Here is a 22,419-nt window from a genome sequence, read left to right on the forward strand (position 1 = left end):
ATATCTAAAGTAGAGTGAAAATCTCACTCTACTTCTGCATCAATAACATCATCATCTTTTTTATTCGTATTGTTTGAATTTGGATTTTGTGCATTGTTGTCTTTAGAATACATCGCTTCTGCAAGCTTATGACTTGCTTCTGTGAGTGCTTTAAGTTTGGATTCTAATTCTTCTTTGGTAGCATTTTCATTTTTCAATGCATTTTTGAGTTCATCTAAAGCTTTCTGAATCTTTTCAACTTCACTCGCTTCAAGCTTTTCTTTCAATTCAGTGAGGCTTTTTTCAGTTTGATATACCAAACTATCAGCTTGATTCCTAATCTCAATGACCTCTTTGCGTCTAGAATCATCCTCTTTGTGCATTTCAGCATCTTTAACCATTTTTTCAATCTCAGAATCACTCAAGCCACTAGAACCTGAAATTTTGATTTCTTGAGATTTGCCACTCGCTTTGTCTTTTGCCGAAACAGTGAGGATACCATTAGCATCAATATCAAAGGTAACTTCAATTTGAGGCACACCCCTTGGAGCAGCTGGAATACCTGTGAGGTCAAATCTACCCAAAGATTTATTATCCTTAGCTAACTCTCTTTCTCCTTGTAATACATGGATGGAAACAGCTGGTTGATTATCCTCAGCAGTTGAAAAAACTTGAGCTTTTTTTGATGGGATAGTCGTACCCCTCTCAATGACTTTTGTCATCACACCACCAAGTGTCTCTATACCTAAACTTAATGGTGTTACATCAAGCAATAATACATCTTTAACATCACCTTTTAATACCCCTCCTTGTATCGCAGCACCAACAGCCACAACTTCATCAGGATTGACAGATTTATTCAACTCTTTACCGATAAAATCTTTTACCCTCTCTTGTGCCTTTGGAATCCTAGTAGAACCACCCACCATTACAACTTCAGAAATATCATTTTTACTCAATCCTGCATCTTTAATAACAAACTCTATTTTTTTGATAGTCTCATCAATGAGATCATCAATCAAACTTTCAAATTTTGCACGAGTAAGTTTTTTAACTAAGTGTTTTGGACCACTCGCATCTGCAGTGATAAAAGGTAGATTGATTTCAGTTTCTTGAGCAGAACTCAATTCTTTTTTTGCATTTTCAGCAGCATCTTTAAGCCTTTGAAGTGCCATAACATCAGATTTTATATCAATACCAGTTTCATCTTTGAATTCTTTAGCTGCCCAATCAATGATACGATTATCAAAATCATCTCCACCTAAAAATGCATCCCCACCTGTTGCAAGCACTTCTACAACATTATCACCAGTTTCCAATACAGTGACATCAAAAGTACCCCCACCCAAATCATAAACCATAATTTTTTCAGACTCTTTTTTATCAAGTCCATAAGCCAATGCAGCCGAAGTAGGCTCATTGATAATCCTCAATACATTTAACCCAGCAATAGTCCCAGCTTCTTTTGTTGCTTTCCTTTGACTGTCATTAAAATATGCAGGCACTGTGATAACAGCTTCTGTTACTTCTTCACCCAAATAAGCCTCTGCATCTTCTTTAAGTTTCATCAAAATTTTAGCTGAAATTTCTTGAGGTGTATAGACCTTATCAGCAATTTCTATAGCACAAGCACCATTCCTATCTACTATTTTATAAGGAAGCCTTTTTTCAGCTTCTTTGGCTTTGTCTTCATTAAACATTAAGCCCATAATCCTCTTTATTGAATAAATAGTTTTTTGAGGATTGGTGATGGCTTGCCTTTTAGCAGGTTCACCTACAAGTATCTCGCCTTTATCTGTAAAAGCTACGATTGAAGGGGTTGTATTTTTGCCTTCTTTATTCGCAATAATCCTAGATTCATTGCCTTCAAATACTGCCATTGCAGAGTTTGTTGTTCCTAAGTCGATTCCAATTACTTTTGCCATTTGTTATCCTTTTATGTTTTTAAGATTAATTTTTTGCGATGCTTACCATTGCAGGTCTTAGCACTCTTTCTTTGTATTTATAGCCCCTTTGCAAAACTTGCACTATCTGACCATCTAGTTTTTCTTCACAAGGGACTTGCATGATTGCATCATGAATATTAGGATCAAAATCCTCATTACAACCAATACATTCAATACCATGTTTTGCTAAAACCTTGTGCAAATTATCTATAGTAAGCTCTAAACCTTCAATAATACCTTCGCTTGAAGAAGTACTTTTAGCACTTTCTAAAGCCTTTTCAAGTGTATCTACTATAGGGAGCAAATCACGAGCTATCTTTTCATAAGCATATTCAAGTGCTTGATATTTATCCCTTTCAAGACGTTTTTTAGTATTTTCAAAATCTGCGTGAGTCCTAATATAATCCTCATATAATTCTTTATATTTCTTTTCATAATCCTCCTGTGTAGTTTGAATTTCTTTATCCTCAACTTGAATTTCATTCTCTTCAGTTGGAGGCATTTGCTCATTGATTTCTTCATCATTTTTCATTTTTTACTCCTTTAATATGTGATTTATGATGCAATGTCTTCATAGAACTCAATATAATTCCGACTCAAATCACCCATAAAAAACATCTTTGCATCTTTTTTTTGTAATTTTATATCTTGAATAACTGCAAGATTACCCTTAGGAATTGTAGTCTCAAAATAAATACCCTTGTCAAGACGTTCAAATATCTTACCACTAACAATTTCAAAAAATAGTTTTTGGAATTGCTTATGCTGAAGCAAAAAACCCAAGAACTCTATGCCAAAATAAGATATTTTTATATCACTACTTTCTTCATTAAGTTTTTTAACCAAACTGATAGCACAAACTTGGTTGGCAATTTTTTTAATATCTTCAGTATGCAAACCAACGAGTTCTCTAAGAAATCTCTCAAGAGAATGATTATAGGGTAAAGTAATTGCCTGATTTTGAAAATCTAAAATCAAAAATCTGTCTTGATGGTTGATGACCTCTTGAAGGATTTGGGGAGATTTTTCCTTAATAATACCAAAAATACCATTTTTTTCACACCCTACCTTAAATTTTTCGATATCTGTGTGTAAAGTTGAATTTTGATAATCAAGCTTACTCCTCCAATAATTTTTAAGTGCTAAATGAGTAGGTATCCTGCCACTACTAATATGTGTCTGCATTAAAATACCTTCTTCTGATAAGACTTTAAAATAATTCCTAATTGTTGCAGATGAAATTTTTATACACATTGACATTTTAAGTGCTTCTGAACCAATAGGCTCTTGAGAACGGATATATTCTTGGATAATTCCATCTAATAACAAGTCTTTTTTTCGATTCATCTCTTCAAACCTTAAACATACTTAATCATAATTTATATAACTCAATTATACCAAAAAATGTAAACAAAATTAGCATTCATATAAAAATATTGCTAAAAAATATAGAAGTTTAGTCTAGTTATATAAGATATTATAATAAAATATACTAAATAAACCTTATAATATTTTTGATACTATGTAGATTTTATAGAAAATTGGATTTATCAAAGACAAAAATGGTAAAATAATCTTATGAATATCCATACAAAAAATATAGACCAGTATCTGATTGACAAAATCAGCAGTATTTCTTTAGCAATGTTTAGAAAAAGTTTTTTTGGAATCTTTCATGGTTCTATATCAACAAGGATTTCACAAAATCGTTTTTTAATCAACAAAAAAGATGCCATATTTGATAAGATTGAAAATGATTCACTCATAATGCTATATGACAAAGAGGATTATCGTTGGCAGGAAGCAAGCATTGATGCTTTCATCCATTCAAATATTTATCAAAATTTTACAGAAGCTCGATTTATCATTTATAGTATGCCTCCTTACAGCATAGCCTATTCTTTAAAACATGAAGTTTTACTACCAAAAGATTATTTTGGTTATCGTTTTTTAGGCAAGCAAGTAGATATTTTTGACCCTAAAAATTATGATAGCTGGTATGAACGAGCTGATATTGATATTTCAAGATACTTCAAACAAAGTAAAAAAAATTTTATTTTTATCAAGGGTTATGGTATTTATGGATATCATAGAGATTTATATACGCTAGCTAAAACAATTGCTTTAATAGAAAATAGCTGCAAAATATTGCATTTAGGAGGTCTGCTTGATTGTGGATATGGGAATGAAATGAGATTTGATATTTAATCTTAAATCATCAGGGAAAATATCCCCCCAATGATTCTATTTTTTAGAGTTTATCTGCATTTTGAGAGAGGTATTGTGCCACACCTTCATGAGTAGCTTTCATACCTTTTTCTCCTTTTCTCCAGCCAGCGGGACATACTTCTCCATTTTCTTGGAAGAACAACAGTGCATCTACCATACGAATCATTTCATCAATATTTCTACCCAAAGGAAGATCATTGATAACTGCATGACGAATAATTTGATTTTTGTCTATCAAGAAAGATCCTCTAAGAGCTACAGAAGCTTCAAATAATACGTCATAATCTCTTGAAATTTGTTTTGTTATATCTGCGACCATTGGAAAAGTTACTTGACCAATACCACCTTGATTTATAGGTGTATTTTTCCAAGCAAAGTGAACAACCTCAGTATCAGTTGATACTCCAATCACCTTAAAACCTTTCTCTTCAAAATCCTTGACCCTATGATCAAAAGCAATGATTTCAGAAGGACATACAAAAGTAAAATCCTTAGGCCAAAAAAATAAAATAGCACCATTTTTGCCAAGATTTTTTGATAATTCAAAATCTTCTACAATTTGATTATTTCCCAAGACGGCTGCTGCTTTAAAATCAGGGGCTTTTTTTGTTACTAACATTTTTATTCTCCTTGTTTTTATTTGATAATAGGATAATAATTATCACTTGCTAATGTTAACACATTTAAAACAATGTTGATTAAAACTCAGTTAACTTTTAAATTGTTTTAAGTCATATTTATAAATAAGGTGGTAGAATCCAAAAAAATTTTGAATACAAGGTGAGTTTATGAAAAATGAGTTTCTTTTCACTTCAGAATCTGTAACAGAAGGGCATCCTGACAAAATGGCAGACCAAATTAGTGACGCAGTTTTAGACTACATAATAGCAAAAGATAAAAATGCTAGAGTAGCTTGTGAAACACTTGTTTCTAATGGATTTTGCGTCATTGCAGGAGAATTAAAAACTTCAGTATATGCACCTATGCAAGAGATTGCTAGAGGAGTAGTCAAAAGCATTGGCTATACAGATGCTTTATATGGCTTTGATTACCGCAGTGCAGCTGTACTTAATGGTATTGGCGAACAAAGTCCAGATATCAATCAAGGAGTCGATAGAAGCGATGGAGAAATTGGTGCGGGTGATCAAGGCTTGATGTTTGGCTATGCTTGCAAAGAAACAAATACTCTTATGCCTCTACCCATTTGGTTGGCACATCAATTAACTGAAGGGCTTGCACAAAGCAGAAAAAATGGGACTCTTCCATTTTTAAGACCTGATGGAAAATCCCAAGTAACTGTTAAATATATAGATGGCAAACCTGTATCTATTGATACAATAGTAATATCCACTCAACACTCCCCGGAAGTAGAACAAAAACACCTTAGAGAAGCTGTCATTGAAGAAATTGTACATAAAGTTTTGCCTAAAGAGTATCTTAATAATGATATCAAATACCATGTCAATCCTACAGGAAAATTTGTTATTGGAGGACCACAAGGAGATGCTGGACTTACGGGAAGAAAAATCATTGTAGACACATACGGAGGAAGCTGTCCTCATGGTGGAGGAGCATTCAGCGGTAAGGATCCAAGTAAAGTTGATAGGAGTGCAGCTTATGCGGCTAGATATGTAGCAAAAAATCTTGTTGCTAGCGGTATCTGTGAAAAAGCAACTGTACAATTAGCATATGCAATTGGAGTAGTAGAACCTGTATCTATCTATATCAATACTCATGGGACATCAAAATTTGAAGATTCAAAAATAGAAGCTTGTGTGCGAAAAGTATTCAGACTAACGCCAAAAGGCATTATAGAAAGTTTGGACTTACTCAGACCTATTTATAGAAAAACAGCTGCATATGGTCATTTTGGCAGAGAATTACCTGAATTTAGTTGGGAAAAAATTGACAAAGTCAGTGAGATCAAAGAATTTTTAGGTTTATAATACTCAAAAACTTTAAAGTTCACAGCAATAGACAAAACAATTTAGCATATTGTTATTATTCATTAAAATAGTCATCTATTAAAATTTAAACTCTTAAATTTTAATCAAAGCAAGAGTATTTTCAAATCATCCAAATGATTTGAAAAGTATGTTTTTTAAGCATTATAAAAATTTTTTTATGTATAATAAAGGTTTGATTTCAAAAAATGCTAAAAAATCCAAGGTCTAAGGAGAAATCTTCATATGGAACAAACACTCTCAATCATCAAACCTGATGCAACAAAAAAAATGGTCATTGGTAAAATCATTGATAGATTTGAAACTAATGGATTAAGGATTGCAGCAATAAAAAAAATCCAGCTTTCAGAATCTGATGCTAAAGCATTTTATAGTGTTCATAAAGAAAGACCTTTTTATAATGATTTAGTAAAATTTATGATAAGTGCTCCGGTTGTCGTGATGGTTTTAGAAGGACAAGATGCTGTTAAAAAAAATCGTGACTTGATGGGAGCAACAAATCCCAAAGAAGCTCAAAAAGGAACAATCCGTGCTGATTTTGCTGAAAACATTGATGCCAATGCTGTTCATGGGAGCGATAGTTTAGAAAATGCAAAAAATGAAATTGGGTTTTTCTTTTCAAAAAAAGAAATATGCTGATATTTTTAAATGAAAATAGAAATGAGAAAAATCACCCAAATCCCTAAATCTTTTTTGATAGAATCAGCAGGAATTAGATTTGCAGGTGAAATTTCTCGCAAAACGACTAAGCTATTTGAATTGAAAGGTTTTTTAACTGGTGATTTAGAATTGATTTGTGATGTGAGCGGAGAGAATTTCTTAAAATCTTTTAATGAGCCTTTGGTTTTGTATATTTCAGATGGATTCTGGGATATGCAAAGCCAAAATCATCATCTTAATGATTTTGATGTCATTGAGTTTTTTGATGGCTTTGTTGATATGAATTTTATTTTACAAAGCGAGATAGAATCCATAAAAACAGATTATCATACAAAATAACAAGGAGTTCACATGGCAGTACCCGATAGACGAGTGAGTAAAACCAGAGCAGCAAAAAGAAGGACTCATTACAAAGTAACATTAGCACGACCTATTCGTGATAAAGATGGGAGTTGGAAAATGCCTCATCATATCAATAAATTTACAGGTTCTTACAAGTAAAGTTTTTCAAACTATAATGAAAAATTCATTATAAATAAAAACAAATATTTCAACATAATCGGAATTATTTATGCTAAAAATAGTTATTGATGCGATGGGTGCAGATAATGGTATTTTACCTATTGTTCAGGGTGCAAAAAGAGCTTTAGAAAATAAACAATTTAAAGCTATATTGGTTGGCGATGAAAAAGGCATCAAGCCATTGATACCGGAAAATATATCTAGTAAGATTGAAATAGTGCATTGTTCAGATTTTATCAAAATGGAAGAATCTGCTTCAGTCGCACCGAAGAGAAAAAATTCTTCTATCTACATAGGCACTGAATTGGTTAAAAATTCTGAAGCTGAGGCTATAGTTTCTGCAGGGCATAGTGGAGCTACAATGAGTTTAGCAACCCTACGGATAGGCAGAATTGAAGGAGTCTCTCGTCCTGCTATCTGTACTTTAATGCCCTCAATCACATCAAATCCAAGCATGATTTTAGATGCAGGTGCAAATACTGACTGCAAACCAGAATATTTGGTAGATTTTGCATTAATGGGGTATGAATATGCAAAGAGTGTTATGGACTATCCAAAACCAAGAGTAGGACTTCTAGCAAATGGAGAAGAAGACTCTAAAGGCAATGAATTATCTAAAGAAGCATTCAAAATGCTCAAGAATTATGATTTTTTTAAAGGAAATGTTGAAGGAAATGATATTTTCAATGGAAGCGTTGATGTGATTGTGTGCGATGGCTTCAGCGGGAATATCGTCTTAAAAGCAAGCGAAGGTGTAGCAAGCTCAATCACCCATATCCTGAAAAAAGAAATAAAATCTTCAATAAATGGTATGCTAGGAGGGCTATTGCTCAAAAAAGCTTTTGGCAACCTCAAAAAAAAGATGGATTATGCAGAATACGGTGGTGCACCCCTTTTAGGTGTCAATAAAACTGTTATTATTAGTCATGGGAAAAGCAATGCTAGAGCCATTGAATGTGCCATTTATCAAGCAATCAGAGCAATAGAATCTAAAGTATGCGATAAAATAGCCTATACCTTTGCTCACAACAGGAGATAATTTTGACAAAAAAATATGCATCTTTAAAATCAATTGCTTCTTATATCCCTCCTAAATGTATAAAAAATTCTGATTTTGAAGAAATCTTAGATACAAGCGATGAATGGATACAAAAACGTACAGGAATCCAAATGCGTTATTTTGCTAGTCCAGAACAAAATAGTAGTGATTTGGGCGTAGAAGCAGCAAAATTGGCTATAAAACGTTCAAATTTAAAAATTGAAGAGATTGATTTAGTTATTGTCGCCACACTGAGTCCAGATTTTTTAGGTATGCCTTCTACAGCTTGCTTATTGAGTACAAAATTGGGTATAAAAAATCGACCAGCTTTTGATATTTCTACAGCATGCTCAGGATTTATATATCTCCTTGCATTGGCAAAATCTTTTATAGAATCAGGAACCTATGAAAATATACTGATCGTAGGAGCAGAAAAAATTAGTAGTATTCTTGATTTTACCGATAGGAGCACTTCAGTTCTTTTTGGTGATGGAGCAGGAGCTGCGATTATTAGTACAACCACACAAAAAGAACATTCTATCTTAGATGTGCATATTTCTTCAGATGGAGCTTATTCAGATTATCTATTAACACCAAGAACATTAAAAGGGAGTCATTTTTTAGAAGAAAATCTTATCCCGCAATATCTGCAAATGAAAGGGAATGAAACATTTAAATTAGCAGTAAAAACACTCACTAATGATGTAGAAGAAATCATGAAAAAAAATAATATTGATGTTAATAGTATTGATTTTTTCATACCTCATCAAGCAAATTTACGCATTATATCTGCTGTCGGAGAACAACTAAAATTTTCTCCTCAACAAGTTGTCGTAACTGTCCACAAATATGGTAATACCTCAGCAGCAAGTATCCCGATGGCTATGAATGATATTTATGAAGATGGGAAACTTAAAAATGGTGATTTGATGCTTTTAGATGCATTTGGTGGTGGTTTGACTTGGGGATCGGCACTGGTTCATTTCAATGGAAATTAGATTTTATAGTCTTTTGTATTGATTTTTTAATCTCTAAAATTTCTTCAACACTCCCCATCATATCTTTATTCATTATTTTATGGCTATATTTTGGGATTTTATAGACCTTGTCATAATATTTTTCTATCAAAATCCCTGCTATTTTATTTAAATCTCTTTTTTGCCAAAGTTTTTCGACTTCAGTAAAAATATTATTTGAAATATAAGGCTTAATCTTTTTAATCCCAAACTCAAATATATGCTCAGGAATATTTCGATACATTTTAACAATCCTTTGAATACGATCAGACAATTCAGCCTCTATTAAAATAACACAATGCTGGTGATAAGCTCTGAATAATGAGTTTGGAATAACAATATTACCTAATTTCTTAGACTCTGCTTCAATCAATAAAATATTTTCATTATTTTTTTTCAAAAGTGTTTCAAAAAGCATATTTTCAAACATCTTTTGAGTAGGCTGCCCTCCATTATCAAAACAAGCCGTACCCCCAAAAACAGATCCATAATGTTTGGCTAATGATTCTAAATCAATGCTCCAAGATGACTGGCTCTGTATGAGTTCACTTTTGCCACAACCTGTATGTCCACAAAGTGTCATAAAAAAATGATTCATTGGACTCGAAAAATAATCAACTACATTATGACGATAACCTTTATAGCCATTTGAAAGCTTTTGTATTCTAAAACCAACATGACTTAAAATAGTGCATACCGAATCACTCCTCTGCCCTCCCCTTGCACAATAAACTAAAAATCTATTTTTATGGTTCAAAATACTTTGTAATTTTTCATCATATTCAAGCAGGTGGAGCAAATTCGAAATATTTTTACAGGCAATGGCAGCACCTATTATTCTAGCTTTTAGAGGTGATTCTTGCTTATATATTGTGCCTATTTTTGCATATTCTTCATTATTAAGAACAGGTAAATTTATAGCTCCTGGAATATGAGAATAATCATATTCGCAGGGAGTTCGAACATCAATAATAACATCAAAAGCCTCAAAATTTGTCTTCACTCAATCTCATTACCCTTCATCAATATCCACCAGCTCAAAGCTTTTGCTTCTTGCAAACGATTATAAAGTTTTTCTGCTTCTTGTTTATCATCTGATTGAGGTTTTGAATCATTTATATATTGTAGTCCTCCATCAACGGTATAAATAAAACGATGTGTTCCAACAACATAAAATCCTAAAGCATACCTTTTATTTTCAAATTTTAAAGAATGATTATTGCTAAAAAGAGGTTTTCCAAAACTGCTATACCTAAAACCTTTTGGCGAAACAAGCTCTACAATAGTTGAAGCAATATCAATATGAGAACCAACATTTGAAAGCTGTTTAGGTTGTAATATAGGTGAGTAAACAATAAGAGGGATAGATTTTACAATCCTATTATTCCTATTGGCTAAAGGATACATATTGTCAAAATGATCTCCAGTAATGATAAATAAAGATTTTGGGAACCTTCTTGCAGCTTCTCTGATAAAATGAGTTATTTGTTTATCATACCACCAAATATGCCCTAAAATATTTTCATTAGCCTCTAAAAATCTCTTATTTTTTGGAAAATGTTCATCAATAAATGCCCTAATCTCTTTGAGGGGAACATCAAAAGAATTTAAAGACACGTCATAGGGAGGATGATTTGATGTCGTCATGATCATATTGAAAGTTGGATGATTAGCCTTTGAAGTATTATCAATAATATAATCAAATAAAACATTATCATAGACACCCCACATATTCTCAAGAGGTGGTAGATAATTTTTATCTTTTGCATAATCTAAAATAAATGTGTTGTATAAAATCTCATTAAACCCTTCAGTTGTCGCATGCTTGTCAATTTTTTGCCAAAATGCAGACCCACCATAATAAAATCTCGTATCATAATCAAGCCTCTTTAAAATCCCTCCAATTGCTGTTGGAAATAAGGGCATACTACCAAGCATTGGATTCATAAGCATATCTGTATTATACAAACCCGTGATTTGAACTTCAAGACTTTCAATAGTTCTAGGAGCATTTTCAAGGAAATTTTGGATTTTAAAACCATGTTGATTGTCAATAAAAGACTTGAGTCCAGAAGTCAAACCAATCGTGTCAAATTCAGGGTCAAAAGCCCATTCACTTAAACTTTCTGAAACAATATAAAAAATATGCTCTATTTTAACTTTTGAAGTATTTGAACTGACCTGAGAAAGCAGTTCATATAAATTAAATGGAGGCTCAACAGTTTTATCAAGATTGAAAAAATCCTTTGCTACTTGCACAGGAGTCTGATCTGAATAATTAGAAAATTTTGAGTGTGCTACTTTTTGATAATTTTTATAAATCAAATAAATATCTCTAAAAGCACCTAATGTAACTCTTCTTAAAAAAACATTCTTAGAATTTTTTATATTCAATAAATTTGCTGATTTAAGACCAAATTGAGAATTTATAAAAAACAAGCAAAGACCAACAAATAAAAAAAATGTTACTAGAATAGAAATTTTTGATATAAAAGATTTTTTAAAAATTATTTTTTCAATAAGATTTGAATATTTTCTATATAGATAAATCATTATAAAACTTGATAAAATAAAAGAAATTAGCTTAAAACTAAGATTATAAGTTCCACTCATACCTGTTTTGAAAATAGCTTTTTGATCATCTGATATAAGCCCAAACAATCTCCTATCAAAAGTATCACCATAAATAACATAAAATTCCATATTCGCAATACCTAAAAAAATACAAATCACAATCACTAAACTTGCATAATAGAATAAAATTTTATTTTGAAAACGAGTAAAAATCAAAACTAAACTCAATAAAAAATAAAGGAGACTAAAAAAGGCTGCTGTCCTATTATCATACAAAAACCCATTATAAAGAGAATAAAAAATATCTTGAGAATCAAATTCACCTCCCAATCTATTTTCAGCTATACCAACATACAAAATAAAGGCAACACGAATACATATAAATAGACAACTCAAAAAAAGTACAAAAACTATGGATTGAGAAAGAGTATTGAGAATCTTTGGTTTATACATTTTATTTTAACCTTATTATTGGTCATTTTTTAGACACTATTTTTTTAACGATTATAACAAAAATATATAGAATTGAAAATATCCAAACAGGGACATCAATCAAATAATCAAATAAATTATTTGATTCCATAAGCTTTAATCCATAACTTAAAAGACAGATAAAATAAATCATCCCTAAAGATTTATTAATAACATAAGCTAAAAAAGTCAGTAAACAGCAGATAATAATAACAATTTGTGGACTTTGATAATATAAATTCAAAGGAATGATATTCAGAACACTCAAATATAAAATCAAACCAAATATAAAAATAAATATAAATGCTTTTATATCCATAAAATTATTTTGTATTTTTTGAATTTTAAAACTCTCAAAAAGTAACATCAAACTCAATGCAAATGTTAATATACTCATCTCACCAAAAAAACTATAAGTTAGCATATTGATAGAAATGTTATCAATCGGTATATTCACAACAATTCCAGTTAAAAGAATTAAAATAATATTAGTGTTTTTTGATATTTTTGCAAAATGACCAAAATAACCAAAAATAGCCATATAGGTTATTGAAAATACATAATAATTCATTTTAATGACCTTAAAAAACTTCTATTCAAACGAATATGTCGAATATTTTTTCTATTATATGTATAAACAATATCAATATTATCACCATCACTGATTGTAGTGGGGTAGCTAACTTCTCCATTTTTAGCATTTGTGTGATCAAGGTCTAGTATTTTTTTGAATTTATTTGGAGATACCATTTTTGAGAGTGTCAATGTACCTCTTTGGAGTTTTGTATTTTGGTTGAATGTATTATGTATCAAATAAATATCTTTATTAAAACTAATCAAATTAGCAGAATTGTTATAGTTTTTAATATTAGTTTTTTCAGGAGAAAACCACTCCTCTCCACCATCTGAACAAATTTGAGAAAACATTGTATTGTCATAACGATTATGGTTTCTAAAAACTGCCAAACATTTTGTATTTGAAATGGGAGCTAAACTTGGTTGAAGCTGCCTGTGTAAATCATTTGGCTTGACAATAAAATCCAGCTTTCCAAGACTATTGAATTTAAGTATCAAAGCATATTTATCTGCAAGCTCATGATAAACAGGCAAATAAAATCCTCCATCATTAGTCTTGAGAGGAACAGATCTGACAAGATTGCTTATATTTAAAAAAGGACTCAATTTAAGTGTTTCTTGATATACAAAACTTTTTTGAGGCGAAAAATTATCAACATAAAGTTGATAAATCTTACTTGTTGCCCATCCTCCAATATTAGTGGCAGTAACAAAAAGCCAAATTCGATTTTTATCCCTATAAAGCACTGGATTACCCAATTTTTTTATATACTGATGAGATTTTTGAGATAATTCCTCATGGCTAAGCATTACAAAAGGTTTACTCCAAATCTGTTTTTTTACATTATAAACACTCCCATAAATTTTAACATCCCTAGCCCCTTCTCTACTCCCTGCAAAAAATGCACTGAGTAAATCACCATTTTCTAAATAAACCAATGTTGCAGAATGTGCAGAAGGCACGCCTTGCGGCATAGGGATATTTGTTTTTGAAAAATAAGCCTTTTTATATGCTATTGGCGTGAGTGCTATTTGAAAATAAATAGATTTTTTTTGAGGCTGGAGGTATAAAAAAACACTCCCTAAAATAATAACAATCAAACCAAAATAAACTTTCTTCATAAAACTTGATTCCAATCAAGAACTTCTCCAGCATTCAATGGAACAATATTATTTTGATTTGATTTGATTTGTGTAGGTATCCAAGATTTCTCTTTATGTAATTTAATAGCCTTTTTCGGTAAATTATCTAAACCATAAATATTTTTTGCATTATTACTAATAAAATCTTGTAAATTTTCAAGTTTATCATATTTTTCAAACAAACCACTCAAAGCACAGAGGATAAAAGGTGATGAAAAAATGCCTGCAGCTGCATTATTGTTGAGTTTATTTTTCTCCAAATGAGGAGCACTATCAGAGCCAAAACTGACTTTAGGATGAGCCTGCAAAGCGAGTTTTAAAAGCATTTCTTTATCTTTGGGTGTTTTAAGGATTGGTTTGCAAAAATGATGGGGTTTGAGTCCAGAACCTAAAACATCATCAAGCGTCATTGTAATATGATGTAAGGTTAAAGTAGCATAAATATTCTCATAAGTTTCTAAAAGCTCAATACTACGATGGTCACTCATATGTTCAATAATAATTTTAAGCTTAGGAAATTTTTCAGCAATAGAGACAAAAACTTTTCCAAATTCATATTCCCTATCCAAAGAAAAACCTTTACTTTCACCATGTATAGACAATATAAAACCTAAATCTTGAGCTATTTCAAATAATTTCAATGTATGAGGAGTCAAGATTTCATCCAGACCGTTTTGAGAATTTGTTGTAGCACCTTTAGGATAAAGTTTTAAGATTTTAATACCATTGTCATAAGCAATTTTGAGTTCATTTTCATCAAGAAAATCATTCAAATAAATTGTCATCAGGGGAATGAAATCTTTATTTTTAGCATTCATTAAAATTTCTTTTTTATATTGTAATGCCAAATCTGTTGAAGTGATAGGGACTGAAAGATTTGGCATTACGACGGCTGCACTAAATGAAGAGGCTGTAAAATCAATAATATCTTTGAGTATTTCACCTTCTCTTAGATGTAAATGCATATCAAGTGGATCATATAGGATAATTTCTTCCATCATTTCCCTTTTGTTTTTGTTCTTTAAATTTTACTATCAATTATCTGAAAAATAAATCCTTTTCAAAAATGAAAAAATATTCCCTAGTGCCTTTCAAAATCAATTCTAGGATCAACAAGCGTATAAGTCAAATCGCTAATAAGACCAATCACAAGACCTAAAAGTGTAAAAATATACAAAGTGCCAAATACAACAGGATAATCACGATTTAAAATACTTTCATACCCCAAAAGCCCTAAACCATCTAAACTAAAAATAATTTCAATCAACAAACTTCCACTAAAAAACATTCCTAAAAATGCTGCAGGAAAACTTGAAATCACCAAAAGCATCGCATTTCTAAAAATATGCTTATATAAAATTCTACCTTCACTTGCACCCTTTGCCCTAGCTACACTCACATAAAACTTGCCCATTTCATCAAGAAATGAATTTTTTACCAATAAAGTAAGTGTTGCGAATCCTCCAATAGAAAGACAAATAACAGGTAAAGTAATATGCCAAAGATAATCTTTTATCTTTCCCCAAAAATCCAAATCCATAAAATTATCACTCACAAGTCCTCTCAATGGAAATATATTCCAATAACTACCGCCTGCAAAAAGCACAATCAATAAAATAGCAAATAAAAATGCAGGTATTGCATTCCCAATAACGATCACTAAACTAGATAGAACATCAATCTTTGAACCATTTCGATAAGCTTTAAAAATACCCAAAGGTATGGAAATAATATAAATCAAAAGGGTGCTAAATACGCCTAAAGAAATCGAGACTGGTAACTTTTCCTTGATAAGTTCAACCACAGATATTTGACGATAAAAACTTTCACCAAAATCAAAAGTCAAATAATTTTTGATCATCAAAAGATAACGTTGCCAAAGAGGTTTATCAAAACCATAAAGTTTTTTTAATGATAAGATCAAATCTTCATCTATCCCTTGAGCACCCCGATAAAAACTATTACCAACACTTCCTGTATGTGATTCGGAAGTAACATTTAAATGTTCAATCTTTGAAACCATCTGTTCGATTGGACCACCAGGTGCCATTTGGATAATAAAAAAATTAATAGTAATGATGCCAAAAAGCGTAGGTATGATCAACAAAATTCGCTTAAAAATATAATACAACATCAAGGCTCCTTTGCCTTATATACTATATTTTTATCCCACCATAAATATGGAGAAAAGCCATACTTTGGATTGATAGATGGCATTTGGATTTTATCCCAATAAGCAATGCGAAAATTAGGCAAATAATAATGCGGTATTGTATAAAAGCCCCATAATAAAACTCTATCTAAAGCCCTTGTAATAGCAATTTGCTCTTTTCTATCTTTTGCATGAATTAATTTTTCTATCAAAGCATCGACAACAGGATCAGAAATCCCTGCATAATTTTTACTTCCTGGAGTTTTTGCACTCAAAGAACCCCAAAAATACCTTTGCTCATTACCTGGGAATAAAGATTGCCCAATAACTCCAACAATCATGTCATAATCAAAATTTCGCAAACGATTGATATATTGACTCAAATCTACCCGTTGTATCTTCATTTCAATGCCTAAAACTTTCAAATTTTGAGCATAAGCCAATGCTAAACGTTCAAAAGCTGCGTTATCCAAAAGCAAAGTAAAAACAAATGGTTTGTTAGTTTTAGAATTAACCAAACGATTATTTTTTACTTCCCAACCTGCTTGGAATAGTAATTCTTGAGCATATTTAAGATTCTCCCTCCTATTTTCACCAATTTTTTTGGCTCCATTAGTCTTAGGGATAATATAAGGAATAGTAAAAATCTTTGGAAATTTTTTTTGGAGTTGGGTTTTATAATGATCTAAAATATTCAATTCCTCACCTTTTGGCAATCCAAAAGAGGCAAAAATAGAATTATCAAAATAACTCTTTGTACGTTTGTATTGTGAGAAAAACAAATTCTTGTTGCTCCATTCAAAATCAAAAGCATAAAATAAAGCTTTCCTAACCCTAATATCTTTAAAAATATTCCTTCGCGTATTAAAAAAAAATCCTTGCATGCCGCTAGGTAAATAATGCCTTATAGAAACTTTTGTAATTTTTCCAGATTCAACAGCCTTTCCAACATAACCTCTTGCCCATACTTTTGCACTGGTTTCAATTCTCCAATCATATTCCCCACTCAAAAATGCCCTCAAAGCCACAGTATCATCTTTATAATATTCATAAATAGAAGTATTGAAATTAAACTGCCCTATCCTTGAGGGTAATTTACTAGCCCAATAATTTTCATCCCTTTCATAAACAATCTTTTTCCCAACATCAAAAGATTTTACTTTATAAGGACCACTTCCTAATGGCACAAGCAAAGGATTTTCTCCAAAAGGATTCTGCCCATAATAATGTTTAGGTAAGATTTGCAATTGCCCCAAAATCAAAGGCAATTCACGATTTTTTGTTGTTTTAAAAATAAATTTTATACGTTGTTTATCCAAAACAATAGCTTCTCTTATATCTGCATAATATTGCCTAAAAACAGGTGAACCTTTTTCCATCAAAATATCAAAACTAAATTTTACATCATCTGCATTCACAGGTATTCCATCGCTAAATTTTGCAAGTTTATTGATATGAAAAATCACAAATGAATTATCCTTAGCGACTTCTACATCATCAGCTATTAAAGGATATTCAGCATAAGGCTCATCCATACTCTGGACCAATAAAGTATCATAAACAAGCTCAAGACCATCTGCAGGAGTACCTTTAATAACAAAAGGATTAAGGCTATCAAAAGTTCCTAAAGAATAATTCCTTAATGTTCCACCTTTTGGTGCAATAGGATTGACATAATCAAAATATTTAAAATCCTTATATTTTACAGGTTCACCTAAAGATATAGAAGATTTTCCCCAACAAAATACACAAACTATTAAAAAAACCCCAATCAATTTAAAAATATACATTATTCTCTCAAAACATTTTTTGCTAGTTTAACAAAATAAACCCAATAAAATCTATTAAGAAAATATAAAAATACATATTGTGTTATTTACTTTTATACCTTATGATTAGGGTCTCAAAACAACCTTTAATTAAAGTCAAATTATTAAAAGGAATCAAATGCTCATAACAGGATTATTTTGTGGAATCTTATTTGGTTTTGTACTTCAAAGAGGTCGATTTTGCATGGTAGGGGCTTATAGGGATCTCATACTCAATAAAAAAACATTGATTTTTCTAGCACTTTTTATTGCGGTCTTGATACAAAGCATTGGGATATTTCTGCTCAAAGATGCTCAAATCATCAAAATAAATTACCAGCCTTTTTTTTGGCTTTCAACAATCATAGGCGGTGTCATTTTTGGTTTTGGAATGGTGCTTGCAGGTGGTTGTGCAACAGGGACTTGGTATCGTGCTGGAGAAGGTTTTATTGGAAGCTATATCGCTCTTTTTGGCTATATGCTTGGAGCTGCTATGACAAAATTTGGTATTTTAAGCCCTATCAATGAAAACCTCAAATCTTATCAAATACAAGATTCAACTTTTTATCAGACCTTAGAGATTTCTCCTTGGATACTTGTTATGATATTATTTATAATAATAAGTTTTTTTGTATATAAAGAACTTAAAAAACCAAAACTCAAAATAGCTCAATTAAAACCAAAAAAATCAGGCATCGCTCATTGGCTTTTTGAAAAACCTTGGCACCCTTTCATCACTGCAATATTTGTTGGACTCATTGCAATCCTTGCCTGGCCACTTAGCTCTGCTACAGGTAGAGATTTCGGATTAGGTATCACAACTCCTTCTGGAAAGATTATGGGATTTTTGATCAATGGAGATATGGGCTATATTGATTGGGGAGTTTTCTTAGTATTGGGTATCTTTATAGGAAGTTTTATTGCCGCAAAAGGAGCTAACGAATTCAGATTCAGATTGCCTGACAAAAAAACACTTTCTCAAAATGCATTAGGCGGCTTATTGATGGGATTTGGAGCTTCTTTGGCAGGAGGTTGCACTATTGGAAATGGTCTTGTAGAAACAGCAATGTTTACTTATCAAGGCTGGGTAGCTGTGATATTTTTCTTGCTAGGTTCTTATATTGCCACTTATCTAACCATCGTTTTGCCAAATAAAAAAATGGCAAATAAAATAAAATCATAAAATCTAAAAAGGAAACATGAATGCCAAGAATATTACAAACAAATGGGTTAGTTTGTCCCTTTCCATTAGTTGAAGCAAAACAAGCAATGCAAGAAATAGCTATTGGGGAAGAACTTATTATATATTTTGATTGCACACAAGCGACGCAAAGCATACCAGAGTGGGTTGCACAAGAAGGGTATGAAGTCACCGAATACATCCAAACTGGAGATGCTGAATGGAAAATCTCTATCAAAAAAACTAAATAAAAGCTCTTGATTATGTTTTTTAGATAAGACCAACGAGTTCTTTGACTTTATCATAAGTAGCTTTTGCTATTGGTCGAACTTTTTGGGTTCCGGTTTTTAGGATTTCTTCAATGTAACCTTTTTCAGCACTCAACTCTTGATACTTTTCACGGATAGGTCTAAGATTTTCAATAATCACTTCAGCAACTGCAGATTTAAACAATCCATAACCTTTACCTTCAAAATCTTTTTCTATTGCTTCTGTGCTTTTGTTCGTTAAAATCTGATAAATATTCAATAAATTATATAAACCTGCACGATTTTTATCAAAAACAATAGAATTCAAGGAATCTGTAGTTGCTTTTTTTATTTTTTTTGTTATTTCTTCAGGAGTATCTAACAAGAATATAGCATGATTGGTTCCTAGTGCGGATTTGCTCATTTTATTATTTGGATCATCAAGTCCCATAACCCTTGCTCCAACTTTTGGGATAATTGGTTCTGGTATTTTAAAACATTCTCCAAAATCTCTGTTAAATTTCATTGCTACATTCCTAGTGAGTTCCAAATGTTGCTTTTGATCTTCTCCCACAGGAACTCCATCAGCTTGATAAAGTAAAATATCTGCTGCCATCAAGGCTGGATAATTAAAGAGTCCTACATTCACATTCGTAGGATTTTTAAGAGATTTGTCTTTGAATTGCGTCATTCTGTTCATTTCACCCATTGAAATATTGCAATCTAATATCCAAGCTAAAGAAGGATGTTCATCAATCTCACTCTGAATAAATAAGCTTGACTTTTTCATATCTATCCCACAAGCCAAAAGCATACTAGCAAGTTGATAAGTTTTTTCCCTTAGTTCTACTGGATTTTGTGCTGTAGTTATGGCATGAGAATTCACTACGCAAAATATATTTTCATATTCACTTTGAGAATCAACCCAATTTTTTACCGCTCCAAGATAATTCCCAAGATGGATTTGTCCTGTAGGTTGAATACCTGAAAATACTCTTTTTTTATTCATTCACTCACCTTTTATTGACTTAGAATTTTTATTCTACTGTTTTTACACTTAATTTTAAGGAATGCACTAGGACTCTAAAATCAACGATATGAAGCAATAAATTTTGATGAAAATACTACTATTAAAAATTAAAATAAAAATTTAAAATTTATATTTTTTTAATCAAACTTCCAATACAATTAAATAGAATCATTTTATCATTAAAAATCATAGAGGACAAAGTTATGAAAAAAAAATACTGGATTGGACTCATTATTGTAGTTGGGATTTTAGCTGGATGCGTTTCAAAAAATCAACAAACTGGAAATACAGCACCTTATGGACTCAAAGATGCTCCAGACTGGGTCTTAGGTGAAAATAAAGATATGTTAAGTGCAACTGGAAGTGCAAAAATCAAAGACAATAACATTGGATTTGCAACTACACAAGCTACAAATATGGCTCGTGCAGAAATTGCCTCTCAAATTGCTACAAAAATAGAAAGCAAATACAAAGAATTAAGCACAAGTGATGAAAATAATGCCTCACAAGAAAGCGTCCAAGCCATTCGAAATAGCGTAGATACAACACTTTCAGGCTCAAAAAGAATCAAAACTTGGATTAGTGAAGATGGGACTTTATGGGTATTTGTCAAAGTCGATCATTTAGATACAAAACTTTTAGAAGAAAATCTAGCTAAAAGCAAGAAAATTGATAAAGCAGCTGCAAAAGCACTTTCAAAAGCTGTTGATGAAATCATTGATGGAGAAAATTTGAATAAAAACTAAATTTTTTTAGTTTAAGATATTTCACATCATATCCACCCTTATGGATTTTACCCATTGGGTGGTCAGCTTATCCCTACTCTATAAAAAAACCTAAAAACTTATCAATCATTAAATCATTAAATCATTAAATCATTAAATCTTTAAATCTTTAAATCTTTAAATCATTAAAATCTTTAATTTCTTTGAAAGCAATTAATTTACTATACCCCCCCCCCCATAAGTAAAAAAATCAATTTTATATTGACATTTATGAAAATAAGTTTTATAATATTCTAAACATTTGACAAAAAAAGGTTCTACAATGAAAAAAACATACTTAAAAATCTCAACAATAGTTTGCTTGATTGCTTATGGGGGGGGGGCATCATTAAAAGCTGACTCTATCTCTGTATCAACAACTCAACCAATCCAGTCCTTTGATATAAACCTTCAAACTGCACTCTCTTTCTCCAAAGACAAAGCTAAATCAAGCATAGAAGAGCAATTCAAAGCTCTCAATGAGCATAAGGCTCAAATAGAAAAAGAATTTTCAGAGTTGATTATCAAAGATAATTTAATAAAAATTAATTCCATCAAGATTATTAATCAAATATCTAATAATATACATGATATAAAAAGTTACGCTCAAGTAGATCTTACTAATGCAGATCAATTAGGAGATTGGATAAATGATTTTAAAAGAAGAACAGATGCTAAAAACAATTATAATTATTATAATTTAAATACATATTATGCATTGAAGAGTATAATAGATAGTAATTTGTATCAAAACGGAATAGGAAATATAACTAACATACAAACCAAATCAACCTGGATTAAAGACAGAATTAATAGCCTGTCTAGTAATCTAGCCAACTTACAAAACCAATCAAATGAGAGATCAGAAATCACAATTGAAATCCAATCCAATCTAAAAAACCTCCAAGCCACCAAAGACAAAATAGCTCAATATGATACATTAATCGCTCAAATAACCACCCTAGCTAAAATACAACAAAAAGCTATCTCCACTATCCATTCAGAACAAAAAACACTCTCATCTCTATCCAATGCTACCTATAATAATCTCTCTGCTTTGAACTTTTCTTCCAATCTAGCAACCAATACACGATTAGCCAAAATGAGTAATCCTTATA

Annotated in this window: 23 protein-coding genes; 11 read left to right on the plus strand and 12 right to left on the minus strand. The window is 31.3% G+C overall.

Annotated elements, in window-relative coordinates:
* Positions 1 to 23 precede the first annotated feature (23 nt).
* The 3 genes from dnaK to BKH44_RS01330 are packed head-to-tail and all read right to left on the minus strand — an operon-like array spanning position 24 to position 3,272.
* Entirely contained in the window at positions 24 to 1,904 is a 1,881-nt protein-coding gene (gene dnaK / locus BKH44_RS01320) for a molecular chaperone DnaK (RefSeq protein WP_095269311.1), read from the minus strand.
* Between the two features lie 25 nt (positions 1,905 to 1,929).
* Positions 1,930 to 2,457: a nucleotide exchange factor GrpE gene (grpE, locus tag BKH44_RS01325; protein ID WP_095269313.1), complete on the minus strand. Its 528-nt coding sequence runs from the start codon at positions 2,455 to 2,457 to the stop codon at positions 1,930 to 1,932.
* Positions 2,458 to 2,480: 23 nt separating this feature from the next.
* Positions 2,481 to 3,272 carry an HrcA family transcriptional regulator gene (locus tag BKH44_RS01330; RefSeq protein WP_095269315.1) on the minus strand — a complete coding sequence of 264 codons (792 nt, stop codon included), beginning with the start codon at positions 3,270 to 3,272 and terminating at the stop codon, positions 2,481 to 2,483.
* 231 nt (positions 3,273 to 3,503) lie between these two features.
* Between BKH44_RS01330 and BKH44_RS01335 the strand changes: the two genes are divergently transcribed.
* Positions 3,504 to 4,133 carry a class II aldolase and adducin N-terminal domain-containing protein gene (locus BKH44_RS01335; RefSeq protein ID WP_095269317.1) on the plus strand — a complete coding sequence of 210 codons (630 nt, stop codon included), beginning with the start codon at positions 3,504 to 3,506 and terminating at the stop codon, positions 4,131 to 4,133.
* A gap of 43 nt (positions 4,134 to 4,176) precedes the next feature.
* Here the strand turns inward: BKH44_RS01335 and BKH44_RS01340 are convergent, their stop codons facing one another.
* Entirely contained in the window at positions 4,177 to 4,773 is a 597-nt protein-coding gene (locus BKH44_RS01340; RefSeq protein WP_095269318.1) for a peroxiredoxin, read from the minus strand.
* A gap of 169 nt (positions 4,774 to 4,942) precedes the next feature.
* Between BKH44_RS01340 and metK the strand changes: the two genes are divergently transcribed.
* From metK to BKH44_RS01370, 6 genes are all read left to right on the plus strand, one after another.
* Positions 4,943 to 6,100, plus strand: coding sequence for a methionine adenosyltransferase (metK, locus tag BKH44_RS01345; RefSeq protein WP_095269320.1), 1,158 nt, complete (start codon positions 4,943 to 4,945; stop codon positions 6,098 to 6,100).
* Positions 6,101 to 6,343: 243 nt separating this feature from the next.
* Positions 6,344 to 6,757, plus strand: a complete 414-nt coding sequence (gene ndk / locus BKH44_RS01350; RefSeq protein WP_095269322.1) for a nucleoside-diphosphate kinase — start codon at positions 6,344 to 6,346, stop codon at positions 6,755 to 6,757.
* Between the two features lie 9 nt (positions 6,758 to 6,766).
* Positions 6,767 to 7,117: a hypothetical protein gene (locus tag BKH44_RS01355; protein WP_095269323.1), complete on the plus strand. Its 351-nt coding sequence runs from the start codon at positions 6,767 to 6,769 to the stop codon at positions 7,115 to 7,117.
* A gap of 12 nt (positions 7,118 to 7,129) precedes the next feature.
* On the plus strand, positions 7,130 to 7,279 hold the full coding sequence (gene rpmF, locus BKH44_RS01360) for a 50S ribosomal protein L32 (protein WP_095269325.1): 150 nt from the start codon (positions 7,130 to 7,132) through the stop codon (positions 7,277 to 7,279).
* A 70-nt stretch (positions 7,280 to 7,349) separates the two neighbouring features.
* The gene (plsX, locus tag BKH44_RS01365) at positions 7,350 to 8,339 is read left to right on the plus strand and encodes a phosphate acyltransferase PlsX (RefSeq protein WP_095269326.1); all 990 of its coding nucleotides are present in this window, start codon (positions 7,350 to 7,352) and stop codon (positions 8,337 to 8,339) included.
* A gap of 2 nt (positions 8,340 to 8,341) precedes the next feature.
* Positions 8,342 to 9,337 carry a beta-ketoacyl-ACP synthase III gene (locus BKH44_RS01370; RefSeq protein WP_095269328.1) on the plus strand — a complete coding sequence of 332 codons (996 nt, stop codon included), beginning with the start codon at positions 8,342 to 8,344 and terminating at the stop codon, positions 9,335 to 9,337.
* Here the strand turns inward: BKH44_RS01370 and mnmH are convergent.
* The 7 genes from mnmH to BKH44_RS01405 form a co-directional block, all read right to left on the minus strand.
* Complete coding sequence (gene mnmH, locus BKH44_RS01375; protein WP_095269330.1) at positions 9,324 to 10,358, minus strand: tRNA 2-selenouridine(34) synthase MnmH; 1,035 nt, start codon at positions 10,356 to 10,358, stop codon at positions 9,324 to 9,326. The two genes, BKH44_RS01370 and mnmH, sit on opposite strands and share 14 nt — an antisense overlap.
* A complete protein-coding gene (locus BKH44_RS01380; protein ID WP_095269332.1) occupies positions 10,355 to 12,382 on the minus strand; it encodes an LTA synthase family protein in 2,028 nt (675 codons plus the stop codon). Before BKH44_RS01380 ends, mnmH begins: the two co-directional genes overlap by 4 nt.
* A gap of 22 nt (positions 12,383 to 12,404) precedes the next feature.
* The gene (locus BKH44_RS01385) at positions 12,405 to 12,971 is read right to left on the minus strand and encodes a hypothetical protein (protein ID WP_095269334.1); all 567 of its coding nucleotides are present in this window, start codon (positions 12,969 to 12,971) and stop codon (positions 12,405 to 12,407) included.
* Positions 12,968 to 14,098, minus strand: coding sequence for a sialidase family protein (locus BKH44_RS01390; protein ID WP_095269335.1), 1,131 nt, complete (start codon positions 14,096 to 14,098; stop codon positions 12,968 to 12,970). The genes BKH44_RS01385 and BKH44_RS01390 overlap by 4 nt, the downstream gene beginning before the upstream one ends.
* Positions 14,095 to 15,117, minus strand: a complete 1,023-nt coding sequence (pyrC, locus tag BKH44_RS01395; protein WP_257842562.1) for a dihydroorotase — start codon at positions 15,115 to 15,117, stop codon at positions 14,095 to 14,097. Before pyrC ends, BKH44_RS01390 begins: the two co-directional genes overlap by 4 nt.
* 83 nt (positions 15,118 to 15,200) lie before the next feature.
* Positions 15,201 to 16,253: a microcin C ABC transporter permease YejB gene (gene yejB / locus BKH44_RS01400; RefSeq protein WP_095269339.1), complete on the minus strand. Its 1,053-nt coding sequence runs from the start codon at positions 16,251 to 16,253 to the stop codon at positions 15,201 to 15,203.
* Positions 16,253 to 18,061, minus strand: a complete 1,809-nt coding sequence (locus BKH44_RS01405) for an extracellular solute-binding protein (RefSeq protein WP_095269341.1) — start codon at positions 18,059 to 18,061, stop codon at positions 16,253 to 16,255. The genes yejB and BKH44_RS01405 overlap by 1 nt, the downstream gene beginning before the upstream one ends.
* A gap of 157 nt (positions 18,062 to 18,218) precedes the next feature.
* On the opposite strand from BKH44_RS01405, the gene BKH44_RS01410 reads away from it, so the two are divergent.
* A complete protein-coding gene (locus BKH44_RS01410; protein ID WP_095269343.1) occupies positions 18,219 to 19,262 on the plus strand; it encodes a YeeE/YedE family protein in 1,044 nt (347 codons plus the stop codon).
* Positions 19,263 to 19,282: 20 nt separating this feature from the next.
* Positions 19,283 to 19,510, plus strand: coding sequence for a sulfurtransferase TusA family protein (locus BKH44_RS01415; RefSeq protein WP_095269345.1), 228 nt, complete (start codon positions 19,283 to 19,285; stop codon positions 19,508 to 19,510).
* 19 nt (positions 19,511 to 19,529) lie between these two features.
* Here BKH44_RS01415 and trpS read toward each other — a convergent pair whose 3' ends face one another.
* Positions 19,530 to 20,516, minus strand: coding sequence for a tryptophan--tRNA ligase (gene trpS, locus BKH44_RS01420; RefSeq protein ID WP_095269347.1), 987 nt, complete (start codon positions 20,514 to 20,516; stop codon positions 19,530 to 19,532).
* Positions 20,517 to 20,740: 224 nt separating this feature from the next.
* Here trpS and BKH44_RS01425 point away from each other — a divergent pair, with 224 nt between their 5' ends.
* Both BKH44_RS01425 and BKH44_RS01430 read left to right on the plus strand, forming a co-directional pair.
* Positions 20,741 to 21,283, plus strand: coding sequence for an LPP20 family lipoprotein (locus tag BKH44_RS01425; protein ID WP_095269349.1), 543 nt, complete (start codon positions 20,741 to 20,743; stop codon positions 21,281 to 21,283).
* Between the two features lie 301 nt (positions 21,284 to 21,584).
* The coding region (locus BKH44_RS01430) for a hypothetical protein (protein WP_143428280.1) at positions 21,585 to 22,419 on the plus strand (835 nt) is incomplete at its 3' end.

This window comes from Helicobacter sp. 13S00477-4, from assembly GCF_002272785.1.
Lineage (GTDB): Bacteria > Campylobacterota > Campylobacteria > Campylobacterales > Helicobacteraceae > Helicobacter_J.

What these genes read in the sequence shown, in the direction of transcription:
- dnaK (WP_095269311.1), bottom strand. Translation starts at nt 1,904, where the DNA reads ATGGCAAAAGTAATTGGAATCGACTTAGGAACAACAAACTCTGCAATG.
- grpE (WP_095269313.1), bottom strand. Translation starts at nt 2,457, where the DNA reads ATGAAAAATGATGAAGAAATCAATGAGCAAATGCCTCCAACTGAAGAG.
- BKH44_RS01330 (WP_095269315.1), bottom strand. Translation starts at nt 3,272, where the DNA reads ATGAATCGAAAAAAAGACTTGTTATTAGATGGAATTATCCAAGAATAT.
- BKH44_RS01335 (WP_095269317.1), top strand. Translation starts at nt 3,504, where the DNA reads ATGAATATCCATACAAAAAATATAGACCAGTATCTGATTGACAAAATC.
- BKH44_RS01340 (WP_095269318.1), bottom strand. Translation starts at nt 4,773, where the DNA reads ATGTTAGTAACAAAAAAAGCCCCTGATTTTAAAGCAGCAGCCGTCTTG.
- metK (WP_095269320.1), top strand. Translation starts at nt 4,943, where the DNA reads ATGAAAAATGAGTTTCTTTTCACTTCAGAATCTGTAACAGAAGGGCAT.
- ndk (WP_095269322.1), top strand. Translation starts at nt 6,344, where the DNA reads ATGGAACAAACACTCTCAATCATCAAACCTGATGCAACAAAAAAAATG.
- BKH44_RS01355 (WP_095269323.1), top strand. Translation starts at nt 6,767, where the DNA reads ATGAAAATAGAAATGAGAAAAATCACCCAAATCCCTAAATCTTTTTTG.
- rpmF (WP_095269325.1), top strand. Translation starts at nt 7,130, where the DNA reads ATGGCAGTACCCGATAGACGAGTGAGTAAAACCAGAGCAGCAAAAAGA.
- plsX (WP_095269326.1), top strand. Translation starts at nt 7,350, where the DNA reads ATGCTAAAAATAGTTATTGATGCGATGGGTGCAGATAATGGTATTTTA.
- BKH44_RS01380 (WP_095269332.1), bottom strand. Translation starts at nt 12,382, where the DNA reads ATGTATAAACCAAAGATTCTCAATACTCTTTCTCAATCCATAGTTTTT.
- BKH44_RS01385 (WP_095269334.1), bottom strand. Translation starts at nt 12,971, where the DNA reads ATGAATTATTATGTATTTTCAATAACCTATATGGCTATTTTTGGTTAT.
- BKH44_RS01390 (WP_095269335.1), bottom strand. Translation starts at nt 14,098, where the DNA reads ATGAAGAAAGTTTATTTTGGTTTGATTGTTATTATTTTAGGGAGTGTT.
- pyrC (WP_257842562.1), bottom strand. Translation starts at nt 15,117, where the DNA reads ATGGAAGAAATTATCCTATATGATCCACTTGATATGCATTTACATCTA.
- yejB (WP_095269339.1), bottom strand. Translation starts at nt 16,253, where the DNA reads ATGTTGTATTATATTTTTAAGCGAATTTTGTTGATCATACCTACGCTT.
- BKH44_RS01405 (WP_095269341.1), bottom strand. Translation starts at nt 18,061, where the DNA reads ATGTATATTTTTAAATTGATTGGGGTTTTTTTAATAGTTTGTGTATTT.
- BKH44_RS01410 (WP_095269343.1), top strand. Translation starts at nt 18,219, where the DNA reads ATGCTCATAACAGGATTATTTTGTGGAATCTTATTTGGTTTTGTACTT.
- BKH44_RS01415 (WP_095269345.1), top strand. Translation starts at nt 19,283, where the DNA reads ATGCCAAGAATATTACAAACAAATGGGTTAGTTTGTCCCTTTCCATTA.
- trpS (WP_095269347.1), bottom strand. Translation starts at nt 20,516, where the DNA reads ATGAATAAAAAAAGAGTATTTTCAGGTATTCAACCTACAGGACAAATC.
- BKH44_RS01425 (WP_095269349.1), top strand. Translation starts at nt 20,741, where the DNA reads ATGAAAAAAAAATACTGGATTGGACTCATTATTGTAGTTGGGATTTTA.